The organism is Arthrobacter sp. PvP023 (assembly GCF_017832975.1).
In the GTDB taxonomy this organism is placed as follows: domain Bacteria; phylum Actinomycetota; class Actinomycetes; order Actinomycetales; family Micrococcaceae; genus Arthrobacter.
Map to the genome: position 1 here is coordinate 4,488,715 of NZ_JAFIBI010000001.1, position 16,419 is coordinate 4,505,133.

General features: G+C 65.2%; 16 protein-coding genes. 11 read left to right on the plus strand and 5 right to left on the minus strand.

What is annotated here, in order from left to right:
• Nucleotides 1-3: 3 nt before the first annotated feature.
• Entirely contained in the window at nt 4-840 is an 837-nt protein-coding gene (locus JOE31_RS20360) for an NAD(P)-dependent oxidoreductase (protein WP_209747676.1), read from the minus strand.
• Nucleotides 841-942: 102 nt separating this feature from the next.
• On the opposite strand from JOE31_RS20360, the gene JOE31_RS20365 reads away from it, so the two are divergent.
• The 11 genes from JOE31_RS20365 (at nt 943) to JOE31_RS20415 (ending at nt 13,428) form a co-directional block, all read left to right on the plus strand.
• Nucleotides 943-2,274, plus strand: a complete 1,332-nt coding sequence (locus tag JOE31_RS20365) for an extracellular solute-binding protein (protein ID WP_209747678.1) — start codon at nt 943-945, stop codon at nt 2,272-2,274.
• Nucleotides 2,271-3,221 carry a carbohydrate ABC transporter permease gene (locus JOE31_RS20370; RefSeq protein WP_209747679.1) on the plus strand — a complete coding sequence of 317 codons (951 nt, stop codon included), beginning with the start codon at nt 2,271-2,273 and terminating at the stop codon, nt 3,219-3,221. The genes JOE31_RS20365 and JOE31_RS20370 overlap by 4 nt, the downstream gene beginning before the upstream one ends.
• Nucleotides 3,218-4,126: a carbohydrate ABC transporter permease gene (locus JOE31_RS20375; RefSeq protein WP_209747681.1), complete on the plus strand. Its 909-nt coding sequence runs from the start codon at nt 3,218-3,220 to the stop codon at nt 4,124-4,126. The genes JOE31_RS20370 and JOE31_RS20375 overlap by 4 nt, the downstream gene beginning before the upstream one ends.
• A gap of 50 nt (nt 4,127-4,176) precedes the next feature.
• On the plus strand, nt 4,177-5,466 hold the full coding sequence (locus JOE31_RS20380; RefSeq protein WP_209747683.1) for a glucarate dehydratase family protein: 1,290 nt from the start codon (nt 4,177-4,179) through the stop codon (nt 5,464-5,466).
• Complete coding sequence (locus tag JOE31_RS20385; protein ID WP_209747685.1) at nt 5,463-6,689, plus strand: hypothetical protein; 1,227 nt, start codon at nt 5,463-5,465, stop codon at nt 6,687-6,689. The genes JOE31_RS20380 and JOE31_RS20385 overlap by 4 nt, the downstream gene beginning before the upstream one ends.
• Before the next feature lie 63 nt (nt 6,690-6,752).
• A complete protein-coding gene (locus JOE31_RS20390; protein ID WP_209747687.1) occupies nt 6,753-7,808 on the plus strand; it encodes a zinc-dependent alcohol dehydrogenase family protein in 1,056 nt (351 codons plus the stop codon).
• Between the two features lie 93 nt (nt 7,809-7,901).
• Nucleotides 7,902-9,053, plus strand: coding sequence for a diguanylate cyclase (locus tag JOE31_RS20395; RefSeq protein WP_209747689.1), 1,152 nt, complete (start codon nt 7,902-7,904; stop codon nt 9,051-9,053).
• 108 nt (nt 9,054-9,161) lie between these two features.
• The gene (locus tag JOE31_RS20400; protein ID WP_209747691.1) at nt 9,162-9,479 is read left to right on the plus strand and encodes a hypothetical protein; all 318 of its coding nucleotides are present in this window, start codon (nt 9,162-9,164) and stop codon (nt 9,477-9,479) included.
• 9 nt (nt 9,480-9,488) lie between these two features.
• On the plus strand, nt 9,489-12,203 hold the full coding sequence (locus tag JOE31_RS20405; RefSeq protein WP_209747693.1) for a PEP/pyruvate-binding domain-containing protein: 2,715 nt from the start codon (nt 9,489-9,491) through the stop codon (nt 12,201-12,203).
• A complete protein-coding gene (locus JOE31_RS20410; RefSeq protein WP_209747695.1) occupies nt 12,203-13,081 on the plus strand; it encodes an alpha/beta fold hydrolase in 879 nt (292 codons plus the stop codon). Before JOE31_RS20405 ends, JOE31_RS20410 begins: the two co-directional genes overlap by 1 nt.
• A gap of 143 nt (nt 13,082-13,224) precedes the next feature.
• Nucleotides 13,225-13,428: a cold-shock protein gene (locus tag JOE31_RS20415; protein WP_009357211.1), complete on the plus strand. Its 204-nt coding sequence runs from the start codon at nt 13,225-13,227 to the stop codon at nt 13,426-13,428.
• Between the two features lie 112 nt (nt 13,429-13,540).
• Here the strand turns inward: JOE31_RS20415 and JOE31_RS20420 are convergent, their stop codons facing one another.
• The 4 genes from JOE31_RS20420 to JOE31_RS20435 form a co-directional block, all read right to left on the minus strand.
• Complete coding sequence (locus JOE31_RS20420; protein WP_209747697.1) at nt 13,541-14,134, minus strand: recombinase family protein; 594 nt, start codon at nt 14,132-14,134, stop codon at nt 13,541-13,543.
• Between the two features lie 180 nt (nt 14,135-14,314).
• Complete coding sequence (locus JOE31_RS20425; protein WP_209748678.1) at nt 14,315-14,836, minus strand: HAD domain-containing protein; 522 nt, start codon at nt 14,834-14,836, stop codon at nt 14,315-14,317.
• Nucleotides 14,837-14,857: 21 nt separating this feature from the next.
• Complete coding sequence (locus JOE31_RS20430; protein WP_209747699.1) at nt 14,858-15,493, minus strand: hypothetical protein; 636 nt, start codon at nt 15,491-15,493, stop codon at nt 14,858-14,860.
• 20 nt (nt 15,494-15,513) lie between these two features.
• Nucleotides 15,514-16,254, minus strand: a complete 741-nt coding sequence (locus JOE31_RS20435; protein WP_209747700.1) for a hypothetical protein — start codon at nt 16,252-16,254, stop codon at nt 15,514-15,516.
• Between the last annotated feature and the right edge of the window lie 165 nt (nt 16,255-16,419).

A 16,419-nucleotide genomic window follows, 5' to 3' on the forward strand; every position in this document is an offset into this window, starting at 1 on the left:
CGTTCACTTCGGCTCAAGCTCAGGATAATTGTCCACACCGAGACGGTGGCTTGAACTGGCCCAGAAGCCGCCCAGCAGGCCGTCCCATCCTGCTGACACCGAAGCCTCGGGAATCTGGTCAGCATAGTCCTCCGCATCGTCAAGAGGCTCGAAGCCGATGCGTTTTCCCGCAGACAGGTCCGCCCAGCCCCTCGTGTTGTTTGAAACCGCCCAGACAACATGGTGGCCCGGCGCCCCTTTTTCGCTGAGGGTGGCCTCCACGAGGCGGAACGAGTCCCCGGGCGAAAGCCACGAGGACAGGCTCCTGATATTGCCCGGCCGCTCGCCCCCGGTTCCGATCCGCGCGCTGACCACCTTCATGCCGAACTTGTCCGCATAGAGGCCCCCCAAGGCTTCCATGGCCGCCTTGCTCACGCCGTAATACGTGTCCGGCCGCGGCGGCAGCGCATGGTCCCGCGCGGCCTCCGCCGTCGGAGTGAACCCTACGGCGTGGGTGGAACTTGCGAGCAGGACCCTGCTGACGCCGTTGCTCCGCGCCGCTTCCAGTGTCACCTGGGTCCCGGTGATGTTCGTTCGGACAATATCGCCCCAAGCCTTTTCCCGGTGGATTCCGCCGAGATGAACCACAGCATCCACATCCGCCAGGGCCGCTGTCATGAAGGCGCTGTCATCCACGGAGCCAATCAGCACGGATTCGTTAGCGGCCGGGCTGGCGGGCTCGGCAATGTCGATCAGCCGCACCGCGTAGCCGGCGTCCATCAGGTGCGGGCGCAGCAGGGTGGCCATCATTCCGGCGCCACCGGTCACGGCAATGGTGACCGGCTTCGACTCTGCTGACATTTCTTCCTCCCGATATTGACACCCTGTGATCCCGATCATACTCTCATGAAGTACGTTTCACATAGTAACAGTCATTTACATATGTAAAAAGGGAGAATCAAAGTGGATTCCAAGATCAGGTTCCGAGCACGGGTTGCCGTGGCCCTGTCCATAGCCTCAGCGGCCGCACTGACCGGCTGCGGGGGCGGGTCGTCCGCCCCGGCCGCCACGGACGACGGCCAGCCCATCGAAGTGTGGGCACGCGCCGGCACCGACGCCGCCACCACCTACGCCGCCATGTTCAAGGAATTCACGGCGAAGACCGGCGTGCAGGTCAATTTCCAGGGGGTTCCGGACCTGGACCAGCAACTGCAGACCCGCGCGGCATCCAAGAAGCTGCCGGACATTGTCATCAACGACTCCGCCGCACTGGGCAACTACACGGCGCAGGGCTACCTCCAAAAAATCGACAAGTCCTCGGTGACCGGCAATGACCGGATTTCCGATTCGCTGTGGAAGGAGACTGAAGGCCTGGACGGAGCGAGCTACGGAGTTCCGTTCTCCCGCCAGACCATGGTCACCATGATCCGCAAGGACTGGCGCGAAAAGCTGGGGCTTCCCATCCCCAAGACGCTTGAGGACCTGGCGAAGCTCGCCACGGCCTTCGCCACCCAGGACCCGGACGGCAACGGCCAGGCAGACACCTACGGCATGGCCGTTCCCGGCTCCACCGAACGCGGATACCTGGGCTGGTGGGCTTCCTCGTACATCTGGCAGGACGGCGGCAGCTACCTGAAGGATGAGGGCAACGGAAAGTACTCGTCCAACGCTTCCTCCCAGGAAACCCAGGCAGGCGTCAACTGGGTCAAGCAGCAGTTCTGTACTCCGGGAAATACGCAGCCGGGTGCCCTGACCGCAGCCACCAGCGTGGCCTCCCCGTTCTTCCAGACCGGGAAGGCCGGCATCATCCTCACCGGCCCCTACAACTTCTCGTCGTTCGACAAGACTCCGGGCAAGGACGTCTACGAGGTCATTGAAGCGCCCAAGGGCTCCAAGGACAACACCGTGCTGGCCGAGGGCGAGAACATCTACGTCACGGCAAGCAACGGCAAGAAGGACCAGACCAAGCAGGTCATCGACTACCTGGTGTCCGAGGACGGCCAGAAGGCCGGCATGACCGCCGGCAAGCAGCCGATCGTCCGCGTACCGGTGAATTCCGACGTCGATGCTGCCGCCGTCTACAAGGATCCACGATGGTCTGTGGTGCAGGAGGCACTGAAGTCGTCGTCCAAGGCCTTCGCGTCCGCCATCAACTTCGTTCCATTCCGGCAGGCCGCGGCTGAAGCGCTGAACAAGATCGTGGCCGACTGCCCTGCGGACAACGTGGCCTCCGGCCTGCAGGCCCTGGACACCGCGATCAATGACGAACTGAACAGCCAGAACGCCAAGTCATGACAGCAACTCCAACGAAAACCACGGTCTCACGGCCGGCGCCTCCCACCCCCAAACCGGCGGGAGGCGCCCGGAAACGCAGGGGCAGCAAACAGTCGCTCGCCGTCTGGATGTTCCTGCTCCCGGCGGCAGTGCTAGGCCTGTATTTCAAGTTCATCCCCATGTTCGAGGGCGTCCGGCTGAGCCTCTTCAAGGTCCAGCCGTTCCTCGGGGACGTCTTCGTGGGCTTCGAGAACTATGCCAAGGTCATCGGCGACCAGCGGTTCATGGAGGCGCTGGGACACACCGTATTCCTCGGCGTCACCCAGACCCTGGGCGCATTGCTGGTGGGGTTCGTCCTGGCACTGCTGCTGGAGGGCCAGGCGCGTTCACTCTGGTTCCTCCGGACGGCCATCTTCCTTCCCGTCGTCACCGCCCTGGCCGTGGTGGGCGAGATCTGGCGGATCTTGTACTTTCCCACGGCCGACGGGCCGCTGAACTCCATCCTCGGCTGGCTGGGCCTGGGCCCGCTGCAGTTCCTCAACGGCACCGACACTGCACTGTGGTCCATCGCCGTTGTGGGAATCTGGAGCGGCGCGCCGTACAACATGGTGATCATCCTGGCAGGGCTGACCGGGGTGGACCGCTCCCTCTACGAATCAGCAGGGGTTGACGGAGCCACTGTCTGGCAGAGGCTGCGTTACATCACCCTGCCTGCGCTGCGTCCCTCGCTGGTCATCGTCCTCACCCTGGCCGCGATCCGGAGCCTGCGCAGCTTCACGGAAGTGTACGTGCTCACCGGCGGCGGACCGGCCGGCTCCACCGAAGTCTGGATGACCCGGATGTACTCGCTCGGGTTCCAGCGCAACGACATCGGCGTCGCATCAGCGGCCGCCGTGCTTCTGCTGGTTGTCACTCTGCTGCTGACAGTCGGAACCCAGTACCTTGCCAAACGGAAGGCCGACCGATGACCCCGCCCCGCACAACAACCGCTCCCCGGCGCCGTCCTTCCCCGTCAGCCCGGTTTGATACGGCACTTGGCTGGTCGCCGCAGTTCGGCGCCAACATGGTCCTGCGAATCGCCCTCTGCGTTCTGGTGTTCTGCATCTTCGCACTGCCGTTCGTGGCAATCATCTCGGCGGCGTTCGACCGGAACTCCAGCCCCACGGAAATTTCACTGCTGCCGAAGACCTTCACCCTGCAGAACTTCGAGGTGGCGCAGCAGCAGGGCCTCTGGGGCTATCTGCTGAATTCGCTGGTCATCGCGGGCGGCGGACTGCTGCTTCAGATGACGGTCTCGGTGTTCGCGGCCTACAGCCTGAGCCGGAAGAAGTTCCGCGGCCAGGCCCTGGTGCTGCTGCTGGTCCTCATGACCATGATGCTGCCGGAAGAAGTGATCGGCATTCCGCTGTCCCTCGTTCTTGGCGACCTGCCGCTGCTCGGCATCAGCCTGAAGGGCAGCGTCCTGGCCGTCATCCTGCCGGTGGGCATCTGGGGATTCTCCATCTTCATCATGAGCGAGTTCATGAAGGAGATCCCCGGTGAAATCGAGGAGGCCGCCAGGCTGGACGGGGTGGGCGAATTCCGGATGCTTTTCACCATCATCCTGCCGCTCTGCAAGCCCGCACTGGGCGTGATCGGAATCTTCGGCTTCATGATGGTGTGGGACCAGTACCTGCTCCCCCTGATCGCGGCCAACGATCCCAGCGACTACACACTCACTGTGGCACTTTCCGTGCTCCGCAACGACACAACGGTTGGTCCCGGAGTCCTGGTTGCCGGCGCAGTGATGGCCATGATCCCCAGCCTGCTGGTGTACCTCTTCCTGCAACGTTCCATGATCCGCGGCATTACCTCCGGCGCCACCAAGGGATAAGGCACGCCGGCGCGGCAGCCCCCTTCCCTACCTTCCCCGAAAGAAGCTCAATGAACACCAGCACCACCTTCCAGGCCATCAGCACTCCCACTGCCGCGGACCTCAAGATCACTGACATCACCATCACCCCCATCGCCTTCTCCGACCCCCCGCTGCTCAACGCCGTCGGCGTCCATGAACCGCTGGTCCACCGGGTGGTGATCGAGATCCGCACCGCAAACGGCCTGCTCGGCCTGGGCGAATGCGCCGGCGGGCAAAGCCGGCTGGCGAACCTGGCCGTCGGGGCCCGGGCCGTCACGGGCGTGAGCGTCTTCGACACCACCCTGATGGAGCTGCTCATCAATGAAGCGCTCGCTGGCGAGCCCTCAGTATTTGAGCGGGCAGCCGTGTTCTCAGCCTTCGAAGTGGCAGCGCTGGACATCCAGGGCCATGCAACGGGCCGGAGCGTCAGCGAACTGCTGGGCGGAACGGTCCGGGACGAGGTTCCGTTCAGCGCCTACCTTTTCTACAAGTGGGCGGAACACCCGGCTTGGGACGGAAAGCCCGCCATTTCCGATGAATGGGGTGAAGCCCTGGACCCGGAGGGCATCGTCCGGCAGGCCCGCAAGATGATCTCCGAGTACGGCTTCAAATCAATCAAGCTCAAGGGCGGCGTATTTCCGCCAGCCCAGGAGATTGAAGCAATCAAGGCGCTCCGCCGGGCCTTCCCCGGCCTGCCGCTGCGGCTCGACCCCAACACAGCCTGGACCGTGGAGACCTCGCGCTGGGTAGCCCAGGAAACGTCAGGGCTGCTTGAATACCTCGAGGACCCCACTCCGGGCCTTGACGGCATGGCGGAGGTGGCTGCGACCGCCGGCATGCCGCTGGCCACCAACATGTGCGTGGTGGCTTTCGACCACATCAAGCGCAGCGTGGAACTTGGCTCGGTGCAGGTGATCCTCGGCGACCATCACTACTGGGGAGGGCTGCGGCACACCCGTGAACTCGGAGCGATCTGCCAGACGTTCGGGATCGGCCTGTCGATGCATTCCAACTCGCACCTGGGAATCAGCCTGGCGGCGATGGTTCATGTCGCCGCCTCGACCCCGGCGCTCACCTACGCCTGCGACACCCACTATCCGTGGAACGGCCACAACGACGTCGTGAAACCGGGCGCCCTGCGGTTTGTTGACGGCAGCGTCAAGGTCCCGGCCGGTCCCGGACTGGGCGTTCAGCTGGACCGGGAGAAGCTGGCAGAACTCCACCAGCAATACCTTGACGCCAGCATGACGGCGAGGGACGACACCGGCTACATGCAGAGGTTCGTCCCGGACTACACCGCGGACCTTCCGCGCTGGTGAATGATGCGAGAGCCAGCGTCACCGGCTACCTCTACCCCTGGGACGTTTTGGGTGATCCCGGCGCCGCAGCGGATGTCGCGGCACTGGGCGTGGACCGGGTTGCCCTGGCTGCTTCCTACCATTCGGTGCGGGCGGCAACACCCCGCCACCCCCGACGCCGCGTTGTGGACGCCCGCACGGCGGCCCTGTACGTCCCGGTGACCGACGCATGGTCGGGCCAGGACCTGGTACCCACGGAGGGCACAGGCTGGACCGGAACCAGTGATGCCTTTGGCGAAGCTGCCCGGGAGCTTCGGTCCGCAGGTGTTCCGGTGGATGCCTGGACTGTGCTGACCCACTCCAGCTTCCTGGGTGCAAGGCATCCGCAGTTGTGCGTCCGCAACGCCTTTGGGGAAACATACCTCCATGCCTTGTGCCCCTCGAACGAGGCGGTCCGGAATTACTCGCGCATGGTCGTGGGCCAGGTACTGCGGCACGGACATCCGGACGGCCTGGTGCTCGAGGCTGCCGGGCCCCTGGGCTTCAGCCACCAGAACCAGCATGAAAAGACCGAGGGTGCGGATTACTCGCCATGGGTCCAGGCCCTGCTTTCCCTTTGCTTCTGCGATGCCTGCCGCAGCTGGTACGGACGCCGCGGCATGGATGCCGGCGGCATGGCGGTGAAAGTCAGGTCCGCGGTGCTGTCAGATTCCCTGGAGACCGGCGGGGATCACCGTCTGCAGTTGGGAGCAGGCGGTAAGGCAGACGAGTTCGTCCCGCTCCTGGAATGCCGGTGGGATGCCACCGCCAGGCTGCTGAACGGTGTCCTGGCGGTGGCAGCAGCACGGCCGGAGGTCCGGCTTTCGATCCATGCCTCCCCGGACCCTTGGTCCACCGGGCCGTTCGCGTCCCTGCGCGCGCTGGAGCGCAGCAAACTGTGGGACAGCTTTCCGGGCGTGACGGCGGTGCTCCCGTGCTGGGGTGCCGCAACGGACAGCGCCGCAGCGCTGAGGTCCTTCCGGAGCGATGCGCCGGCGGCTGCAACCGGCGCCTACGTGCTCGCGCTGCCGCCAAAGTCCGCAGACAGCCGTGCCCTCTGGCAGGAATGGAAGGCACTACTGGACGAGGGCTGCACCGAGCTTCACCTTTATCACCTGGGGCTCGCCTCGACCCGTCGGAGGGAGGCAGTCGCAGGTGCCCTGGGGCTGCTTCGCGGCCGGGAAGGGACGGAGCCGATGGAATGACCGGCCGCCCGGAGCCGGGTTTAGACTCAGTCCTAGCCCAGCACTCGTTCGAAGGAGCCCCCCATGCGTGCCACCATCATCCACGGCCCTGGAGACATCCGGGTTGAAGACCGGGACTATCCCACCATCCAGCTGCCCACGGACGTGGTGGTCAAGGTGACGGCATCCTGCGTCTGCGGCTCGGACCTGTGGCCCTACCGCGGCGTCAGGCCCACACGCAGGCCCACAGCCATCGGCCACGAATTCGTCGGCGTGGTGGAGAGCGTCGGCGAAGGCGTGACTGAGCTGGCGGTAGGTGATTTCGTCATCGCACCGTTCGTGGTCAGCTGCGGCGAGTGCCCGCAGTGCCTCAACGGCGTCACCGTTGCCTGCGACCACCTGGCCGGCTGGGGCGGCCGGGACGACACCGGCCACAAGATCGACGGCGGCCAGGGCCAGGCTGTCCGGGTTCCGATGGCCGAGAGCACCCTGGTCAAGGTTCCGGGCGTCACCGAACCGGACGCTGAACTGACCGCCAACCTGCTGACGCTGTCCGACGTCATGGCCACCGGCCACCACGCGGCGCTGGCCGCTAAAGTGGCGCCCGGCCGCACCGTCGTAGTGGTGGGCGACGGCGCCGTCGGGCTTTGCGGTGTCCTTGCGGCCAAGCGGCTCGGGGCCGAGCGGATCATTGCCATGTCCCGCCACGCCGACCGGCAGGCGCTGGCCCGGGAGTTCGGCGCCACGGACATCGTGGAGGAACGGGGCGACGACGGCGTGGCCAAGGTCCGCGCGTTGCTGGGCGGCGTGCTGGCCGACTCGGTCCTGGAATGCGTGGGCACCAAGGAATCCATGGAGCAGGCTTTGCACTGCGTCCGTCCGGGCGGCGCGCTCGGTTTTGTGGGCGTCCCCACCGGCGGGGGCGAGGTCCCGCTGCGGTACCTTTTCGACTCCAACGTTTCCATCGCCGGGGGCATGGCGCCCGCGCGGACCTATATCCCCGAACTGCTGGAGGATGTGCTGGCAGGTACCATCCACCCCGGCCGCGTTTTCGACTCCGTCATGCCGCTGGAGGAAGCGCCGGAAGCCTACAAGGCCATGGATGAACGCCGCGCCATCAAGGTGCTGCTCACGCCCTGACCCGGCCGGCGCCTCCGGGTGCGATACTAAGTCTGCGGGACCCGGTCCGCGAACGGTCCGGGTTTTCGCTTGGTTGCGAAGTGGGGGAACTGAATGCAACTTGACACCTTGACCCTCCGGGTTGCCTTCGCCATTGTGGCGTTCACGTTGGCGCTCTTGTTCTATTTCGCTGCGTACCGGAGCACGCGGTCCCCTTACAGCGCCTGGTGGTGCGTGGCCCTGACGTTATTCCTTGCCGGGTCAGCGGCCTACCTCTTCAACGGAACACCGCACCAGGTGTGGGCCAATCCGCTGGGGAACTGCCTGCTGGTTGCCGGCGGAGCGTGCGTCTGGGCCGGTGCCCGGTCCCTGCGGGCAGCACGGCCGCGTTCCTGGCAACTGGCGGCCGGTCCCGCCGTGGTGACGGTGTCATCAGCCCTTGAAAACCCGGGGGTGAACATCTGGGCCGGAGGTGCAGTGTTCCTTGCCCTCATGAGCCTGATGCTGGGCCTGGCGTCCCGCGAGCTCTGGCGGTTGGAGCCCGGTTACTCCAGGGTCCGGATTCCGCTGGCCATCGCGGCGGCTTTCTTCTCGGCGTTCTACTTCTGCCGCCTGACCGTTTACCTGGGAGAAGGCCCGAACGGCCTCGTCTTCGTCACCTACTTTGGCTCTGCGGTGACCACCTTGGTGACCATGGTGCTGCTGGTGGTGGTGTCCTTCAGCATGGCGGCGCTCAGCAGCGAACAGCAAACACGAGCACTCCGGGCGGTGGCCACCCAGGACGGCCTCACGGGGCTTCTCAACCGGGCGGCATTCCTGGACCTCGCCGCCGAGGAGCTGCTGCGGCTGCGGCACACCCGGGCGCACGGCACCCTGGTCCTGGCCGACCTGGACCACTTCAAGGCCGTCAACGATACCTACGGCCACGCGGCCGGCGACGCTGCGCTGCAGTCTTTCGCCTCCGCCTGCAACGAGACGGTCCGCTCAACCGACCTTGTGGGACGCTACGGCGGAGAGGAATTCATCTTCCTGCTGCCCGGCGTGAGCGCGGACCGGGCAGAGGCCATCACCGCGGAGATCAACAAGCAGCTCCAAGCGGTTCGGGGCCCGGACGGTTCCCGGATGCCCACGGTCAGTTACGGCATCGCACCTATCGGCAAAGGAACGTCCGGCCTTGATGAGCTGATCGCGACGGCGGACGCCGCCTTGTACCGGGCCAAATCGCTGGGCCGCAACCGCACGGTCCGCGGGATCCATACTCCGTAGTCCGCACAGGAACTAGTCCGCAAAGTAGGGCATTTCTCCCCTTTGCGCTCACCCGCGGCCGGGTCTAGCGTGATCCGCATCAGCATCCACCGCCGTCGAGGAGCCGTCATGGCCGGTTTTGTGCAGATCATCGAATTCCAGACCTCCCGCATCGAGGAGATAGAACAGCTGGGCCGGCCGTCACGGACCGAGGGAGGCACCCCGTCCACGTTCCGCCGCATCGTGGCCACGGCGGACAGGGACCGCCCCGGGACCTACTTCACCATCGTCGACTTCGATTCCTATGAATCGGCGATGGAGAATTCCAACCGGCCGGAGACGTCGGAATTTGCCGCGAAAATGACGGCACTATGCGACGGGCCACTGATCTTCCGCAACCTGGACGTCATGTGGGAAGACACCGGAGAGGGCGCGGAAAACGTCTAGGAGCCGGACATGGCCCTTGTAAGCCCCGCCCCGGAGCCAGTTGGCGGCGACGGGAACAGCCTGGTGGTTGATCTTGGCCGGCTGGCATCAGGATCGCTGGCGCTGGTGGGCGGCAAGGCCCTGAACCTCGGAAAGCTCGCCGCCGCGGGCTTCCCGGTGCCGGCGGGATTCTGCCTGACCACAACGGGCTACCGGTTGGCCGCGCCTGCGGAACTGGACTCCATCGCCGCCCGCCTGGACGGTGTGCACGGCCCGGACAGGGCGGAGTTCGACGGCGCGCCCGGGTTGCCGGACGACCAGCGGGACGGGCTCGCGCGGCAGGCCCGCGAGGCGATGGCCGCAGCGCCGGTTCCGCCCGACGTCGAGGCCGCCGTCCGCGGCGCCTATGCCTCGATGGGCAACGCTCCTGTGGCGGTGCGGTCTTCCGCCACCGCGGAGGACCTGCCCTTTGCCAGCTTCGCTGGGCAGCAGGACTCCTTCATGGACGTCGTCGGTGCCGACGCCGTCGTCGAGGCCGTCAGGCGCTGCTGGGCGTCGCTGTGGACGGACCGCGCGGTGGCCTACCGTACAGCGAACGGGATCAGCAACCGGGACGCGGGCCTCGCCGTCGTCGTTCAACACATGGTCCACGCCGGCACGGCGGGAGTGCTGTTCACCGCCAACCCGGTGACGGGCACGCGGACCGAGAGCGTCATCGACGCCAGCCCCGGGCCGGGACAGGCGGTGGTGTCCGGTGCGGTTAATCCGGACCACTTCGTTGTGCACACGGCCACTGCCCGGATCCTGAAGGGGCCGCAGGGCAACGGGACCAGTTTGGACCCGGCCCAGGTGCGCGAACTGACTTCCCTCGGTGATGCTGCCCAGCGGCTGTTTGGTGCGCCCCAGGACGTGGAATGGGTGATCGACGCCGACGGCAAGGCCTGGCTGACCCAGTCGCGGCCCATCACCACGCTGTATCCGCTGCCGGAGGACGAATCACCGGGCCCCGGCGGCGCGGACCGCGCAGCCGGCGGGGACACACGCGTCTACCTGTGCGGCACGCTGCTCCAGGGACTTACCCGCCCCCTCACGCCGATGGGCCTCTCCGTGCTGGGCCTCATGCGGAACAGCAAGGGGCCGTGGAAATACGTGAACCCGGGGTTGCGGATGTACGTGGACCTGACTCCTATCGTCCGCAGCAAGTCCGGCCGCAAGGCGCTGTTGAGGTTGCTGCCGCTGGCTGACGGGAGGTCGGCAGCGGTCTTCCCCGCGCTCCTGGAGGACCCGCGGTTCAGCATTGTCCGGCCGGCCCGGAGGAAGCCGGGCCGGAAGCGCACGCAGCGCCGCGCCGGGACAGAAGCGAAGGGCACTGAGGGAGCCCAGAGCCTGGGCCTGATGGCGGGGCTCCTTCCGGCCATGGTCAGGACGCTGTTGTGGCCGGACGTGGAACTGCGCCGGGCGCGGCGCTACCAGGACCGCCTCGAAGCCCAGCTGGCGCTCCCCCTGCCTGCGACCCCGGCACGGCGGCTGCAGCACGCGGAGGACGTCCTGGGAAGCACGGTCAACGGGATCATCCAGGCAACCATGCCCGCTCCGTCCGCGGGATACCTCATGCTGGCCGCGGCCCGCAGGCTGTTGCGCGGTATTGCCAAACCGCGCGAGCTTGAGGCGGTCCTGCGGGGGCTTCCCCACAACGTGACCACCATTATGGACCTGGAACTGTGGCAGCTGGCGGTGTCGTTTGGCCGGGACCCGGAGGCCCGCAGGGTGTTCACGGAGCTGGGGCCGGATGAGCTTGCGGCGCTCTACAAGGCGGCCACTTTGCCCGGCGTTGCACAGGCCGGCCTGCGGAAGTTCCTGTCCAAGTACGGCCACCGTGCTGTGGCGGAGATCGACCTGGGGATGCCGCGGTGGGCCGAGGAACCGGACCACCTGCTGGGGATGATCTCGAACTATCTCCGGGTCGAGGATGCGGAGCAGGCCCCGGACCGCCAGTTTGCCCGCGCCGCCGATCATGCGGAAGCGCGGGTCAGCGAGCTCGTGGAACGGGCGGCAGCCAGGAGCCGGCTGCGGGGGCGGCTGGTGGCGCTGTGCCTGCGCCGGGCACGGCAGCTGTCCGGACTGCGGGAACTGCCCAAGTTCTACATCGTGATGGTGCTGGCGGAGATGCACCGGCAGCTCACCGCCGTCGGCGAGGAACTGACGCGGACCGGCACCATCGCGGCAGCCGGCGACGTTTTCTTCCTGGACTTTGAAGAGCTGCGTGTTGCCCTCCGCGGTGCGGACCTGAAGGAAGTGGTCGCCGTCCGCCGTCGGATGTACGACGTCGAACTGCGGCGGCGGCGCGTTCCGCGCCTTTTGCTCTCGGACGGCACCGACGTCGAAGCCGCCATGATGGCGGCGGCCGCCGCGCTGCCCCAGTCGGCTGCCGCGGACCGCCTCACGGGAACTCCGGCCTCGGCCGGCACCGCCACCGGGAAGGTCAGGGTGGTCATGGATCCGGTGGGTGCCCACGTAGAACCAGGCGAAATTCTGGTGGCCCCCTCCACTGATCCCGGCTGGACGCCGCTCTTCCTCACCGCGGGTGCCCTGGTGATGGAGATGGGCGGCGTCATTTCCCATGGCGCGGTGGTGGCCCGGGAGTACGGCATCCCCGCCGTGGTGGGTGTCGCTGATGCCACCGTGCGGCTGCGCGACGGGCAGACGGTCACCGTGGACGGTGCGGCCGGAACCGTGACGTGGTAATGGATGACGCGACGCTGAAGGATGCGGAGATCCGCGACTGGAACTGGGCCGTCCTTCCCAAAGGCTCGGTGAGCACCCGTTTTGCGGCGCCGAGCGGGAGCCTTGCGATGGTGGCCATGGGAAAGCCTCAGAACCCGCGGGTGGTGCTGGTTCCCGGTGCCACGGGCTCCAAAGAGGATTTCGCCGTGATGATGCCGGAACTTTCCGAAGCCGGGTTCTATGTGCTGAGTTACGATCTGGCCGGCCAGTACGAATCGGCAGGTGCCGGCCCGGAGAACCTCGTCCCGCCCCGCAGGCATTACGACTACGAGCTCTTCGTGAACGATTTCATCGCCGTCCTCGAGTCGGGCGAAGTTCCTGCCCATGTGGTGGGGTACTCCTTCGCCGCCATCGTGGCGCAGATTGCCTATTCGAAGCGTCCGGAGCTGTTCCGCAGCTTTACCCTCCTAAGCTGCCCGCCCCTGGCTGGGCAGTGCTTCCGGGGAATCAGCGGGTTCGGGCGGTTCACCGGCTGGGCTAACGGCCGGCTGGGTGCTGCGCTCATGATCTGGGGCATCCGCCGGAACGTCAACAAGGTCTCCCCCAACCGGCTGCGGTTTGTCCGGAACCGGTTCAGGTTTACGCGGCGCCAGTCCGTGCGGGACATCTACGTGCTGATGAAGAATGTCCCCGACCTGCGGCAGACGCTTGCGTCCGCGACTGTGCCGAAATTCGTGGCCGTGGGCGAGCATGATCTCTGGCCGCTGAGCCTGCACCGGCAGTTCGCACAGTCTATTGGCGCCCGAATTTTGGTGTACCAGGGCGGGCACAGCCCCTCGGAAACGTCACCGCATCAGTTCGGCCGGGACCTGCTTGCCATGTACGCCGATGGCAGCTGAGCGGGACATATAGTGTCGCAAGGGCACTTATACCCTTGCAAGCAGGGCGTCGGCCCCGTACGTTGGGGACAGCGGGGGACGTTCTCCGCTCTGCGGCCGACGTGTCTGCAGAGAGAATCAGAGTCACATAAAGGAATGCAGCCATGGCAACAGGCACAGTTAAATGGTTCAACGCCGAAAAGGGTTTTGGCTTCATTGCCCCCGATGACGGATCAGCTGACGTTTTCGCCCACTACTCGGCGATCGCAACCAGCGGTTACCGTTCACTGGATGAAAACCAGAAGGTCGAATTCGATGTGACCCAGGGTCCGAAGGGCCCTCAGGCAGAGAACATCCGCCCTCTCTAAAGGCTTAGGGTAACGGTTACGGCATCTAGCCGGACCACCCTGCACCAACAACAGCCCCTCCGAACCATTCCGGTCCGGAGGGGCTGTTGCGTTGGCTTCGCTAATCTTCCGGTTAGCGGGCTGGTCCTGACTTGTGGCGGGCGCGTTGCACCGCCCGGTACACCGTGGACCTGGGCACGGAAAAGAGTTCTGCGAGTTCCCCGGTGGTGTGCTCCCCGGCGTCGTGCAGCTTGACCAGGTGGGCTTCCTGCGACGGAGACAGCTTGGGTTTCTTGCCTTTCAGGCGGCCCTTGGCCTTGGCGATTTTCATGCCCTCGCGAGTACGGGCCCGGATCAGGTCGCTCTCGAATTCGGCCACCATGGCCAGGACGTTGAACAGCAGCTTTCCAACGGGGTCCGTGGGGTCGTGCACCGATCCGCCGATGCTGAGTTTCACGTTCCGCTGGGCGAGCTCGTCGACGATTTCGTGGGCATCCCGAACGGACCTGGCGAGGCGGTCCAACTTGGTAACCACGAACGTGTCACCGTCCCGGCAGGCCGCCATCGCTTCCCGGAGGCCCGGACGGTTCCGGTCAGTGCCGGTCAGCCCGTGATCCACGTAGATCCGGTCCGCGGTGATCCCCATAGCTGACAATGCGTCGCGCTGCGCCGTTAGGTCCTGCTGCTCCGTGGACACCCGCGCGTAGCCGACCAGCAAAGCGGTCATGCGCAACAGTGTGCCACGCGTCCTTTTGGTGGACCAGATATGCCACCATCACCGGGCAGTTCAGCGGACGGGTCTTACGGTGGGGGTGCCCTGTCGAAGCTGCGTTTGCGCTTGTCATTTTCAGGAGTCGTCTGCACTGAATGTCAGAAGTCGTCTGCACTGCGCTCATCAGGCAGGGACTTACTGCGTCCTTACATGCGGCGATTCTGCCAATTCACCCTCCGGCACGAACGCCTCGATCCGCGCCACGTGCCCTTCAGTGATCCCATTCTCGGGGTCGGGCTGTTCCAAGTGCACCAGCTGGTCATGCTCCGTGGCCCACTTCCTGGCGTCGGTCCCGAGGACGTCGTCAATCCACACGACGGAGTCCCAGTCCGATTCCTCGGTGACGCTCATGCGGTATAGCCACCTTGTCACTGATGTCAGTTTCGGGGTCGGGGACTCTGTGTCGGCTGGGCGAAACACCATGGTGACTCGGAGAGGATCTACATCGAGTCCAAGCTGGGCTTCCAGTCCGGCCACCATGTCTGCCGGCCAGGTCGACACCCAGGCGATCCGCCCGCTGCGGGCCAGTCGCCGGACCAGCGCGCGTTTCTCGTGTGAGAGCCGCAACAGGGGCCGGTCGCCGCCACTGCCTGGGCAGACCGTCGGATTGAGGACCCCGTCGATGTCGAGCAGATAACCGGTTTCACAGGGTCCTATCGTCCTGGCTCGAGGGAAGCTTCACGCAGTGGCCCGCCGCAGCGTCTCGCCGGGAATCACCTGTGCGCTTGAGAAGTGCACCCAGTCATCGGTCCGGCCCTCATCGAATAGGCGGCGTGCCGTCATCTGGCACTCCTGCATGTCCCGTCGTGAGCCGCGGGGATCGTAGCCGACGGCGCCACCCAGAGTATTCTGATCCACTAGTCGGGTCACACCAGGTGCGGTCATCACCTCGTACATGGCGCGGCCGCGCCGGAAGGGCCACTTGCCCGCTGGGGTCTCAACCAGGCGAAGGTAGGTGTATCCGTGGGCGAACATCGTGTTCCCCATCTGCTGGATCAGCGGCGACAACGGCTCGGGCCCGCCATTAGCGAAGTCGGCCATCTTCTGCAGCAGTTCCATATATTGCTGGGTGAGCACCCTATCCACCGCCCCGTCCGTCTTCTGCACGTACATGTCACCTAGGCCACCAGCACCTCCCTGAAGTGTCAGGCGAACCCATGCACGGGTTTCCTCAACATCTTCGGCTGCAGGATGGGATAGAAGATACTTCGCCCGTGCCTCATAGTTCTCGGCCAACTGCGGCTGACCGATGATCCGAAGCAGCCCGGAAAACGTGAGCATATCGAGGGCCAGCGCATTTACGTCCGTCGTCATCTGCGACTCCAATTCAGTTGTTATGCGCTGAGGCGCAGGTCGAATGCAATCTCTGCCGTGTCCCACTCCGGACCGAGTGACGCTGCCGTCGGATTCTTCAAGAACTCTTTCAGCGCCTCATCAACGGTCCCAATGTCGCTGACATAGCGGGAGGGAATGAAGCCTTCGATTCGTCCGATCGGGACCTCTACCGACCTGTCCTCTGCTTGCTCGTGGCTTTGCAGGACCGCCCACGAAAAATCATTGTCCGCATCATAATTGCGATGGCACACCACGTTCGATGGCAGGCTTCCGGCGACTTCGAAACGGGCGGGACCATGTTCCACTACCAAGCGGTGGTGGCGTTCCCCGTCCAAAATATCCAGCTCCTGCTTGGCAGCCTGGCGAGCCTCAGTCAGGGTATCGGTTTCCCGCCCGTTTACAGTCCATGTGGCTTTCATCTCGGACTTTTTAACAGCGAGCCTCCAGGCAACACCGAACTGTGCGCCTGCAAGATAGCCGCCCATCCACATGAGTCCGGGTTGCCCCAGCAGCATGCCGACGATAAGGAACGACGCAAGGAACAGGAAGTTCAGCCACTTCCAGGGCAAGCCGAAGCGGAATACACAGATGCTGAGAGCCAGCCCCGCAATAAGCGGCCCGATGTCCGCTGACACCGACGAGTTCACGCCGAATAGCATGAGGGCAACAGTTCCGGCCAGCACTACCGCCCCGAAGATGGAGTAAGACCAGATCTCATTCCGGGTATTCTTCCCCGCCATGCTTAACCCTTTTCCTAGCCTTGGTGTTGTTTCCCGCTCATCGCCCAATCTACTTGGCACTCCAACTCGGACCCCCAAGCCAGGGTGCGGTGAGTCCTGTTCTTGAAAACGAAGGATTTCAAGAACGCCTTGAAACGAGAATGGCGGCGCTTGCCGTGAGGCGCC

Excerpts from the sequence above, each read along its gene's own strand:
- JOE31_RS20360 (WP_209747676.1), bottom strand. The coding sequence starts at position 840 with ATGTCAGCAGAGTCGAAGCCGGTCACCATTGCCGTGACCGGTGGCGCC.
- JOE31_RS20370 (WP_209747679.1), top strand. The coding sequence starts at position 2,271 with ATGACAGCAACTCCAACGAAAACCACGGTCTCACGGCCGGCGCCTCCC.
- JOE31_RS20375 (WP_209747681.1), top strand. The coding sequence starts at position 3,218 with ATGACCCCGCCCCGCACAACAACCGCTCCCCGGCGCCGTCCTTCCCCG.
- JOE31_RS20380 (WP_209747683.1), top strand. The coding sequence starts at position 4,177 with ATGAACACCAGCACCACCTTCCAGGCCATCAGCACTCCCACTGCCGCG.
- JOE31_RS20390 (WP_209747687.1), top strand. The coding sequence starts at position 6,753 with ATGCGTGCCACCATCATCCACGGCCCTGGAGACATCCGGGTTGAAGAC.
- JOE31_RS20395 (WP_209747689.1), top strand. The coding sequence starts at position 7,902 with ATGCAACTTGACACCTTGACCCTCCGGGTTGCCTTCGCCATTGTGGCG.
- JOE31_RS20400 (WP_209747691.1), top strand. The coding sequence starts at position 9,162 with ATGGCCGGTTTTGTGCAGATCATCGAATTCCAGACCTCCCGCATCGAG.
- JOE31_RS20405 (WP_209747693.1), top strand. The coding sequence starts at position 9,489 with ATGGCCCTTGTAAGCCCCGCCCCGGAGCCAGTTGGCGGCGACGGGAAC.
- JOE31_RS20410 (WP_209747695.1), top strand. The coding sequence starts at position 12,203 with ATGGATGACGCGACGCTGAAGGATGCGGAGATCCGCGACTGGAACTGG.
- JOE31_RS20415 (WP_009357211.1), top strand. The coding sequence starts at position 13,225 with ATGGCAACAGGCACAGTTAAATGGTTCAACGCCGAAAAGGGTTTTGGC.
- JOE31_RS20420 (WP_209747697.1), bottom strand. The coding sequence starts at position 14,134 with ATGACCGCTTTGCTGGTCGGCTACGCGCGGGTGTCCACGGAGCAGCAG.
- JOE31_RS20430 (WP_209747699.1), bottom strand. The coding sequence starts at position 15,493 with ATGACGACGGACGTAAATGCGCTGGCCCTCGATATGCTCACGTTTTCC.
- JOE31_RS20435 (WP_209747700.1), bottom strand. The coding sequence starts at position 16,254 with ATGGCGGGGAAGAATACCCGGAATGAGATCTGGTCTTACTCCATCTTC.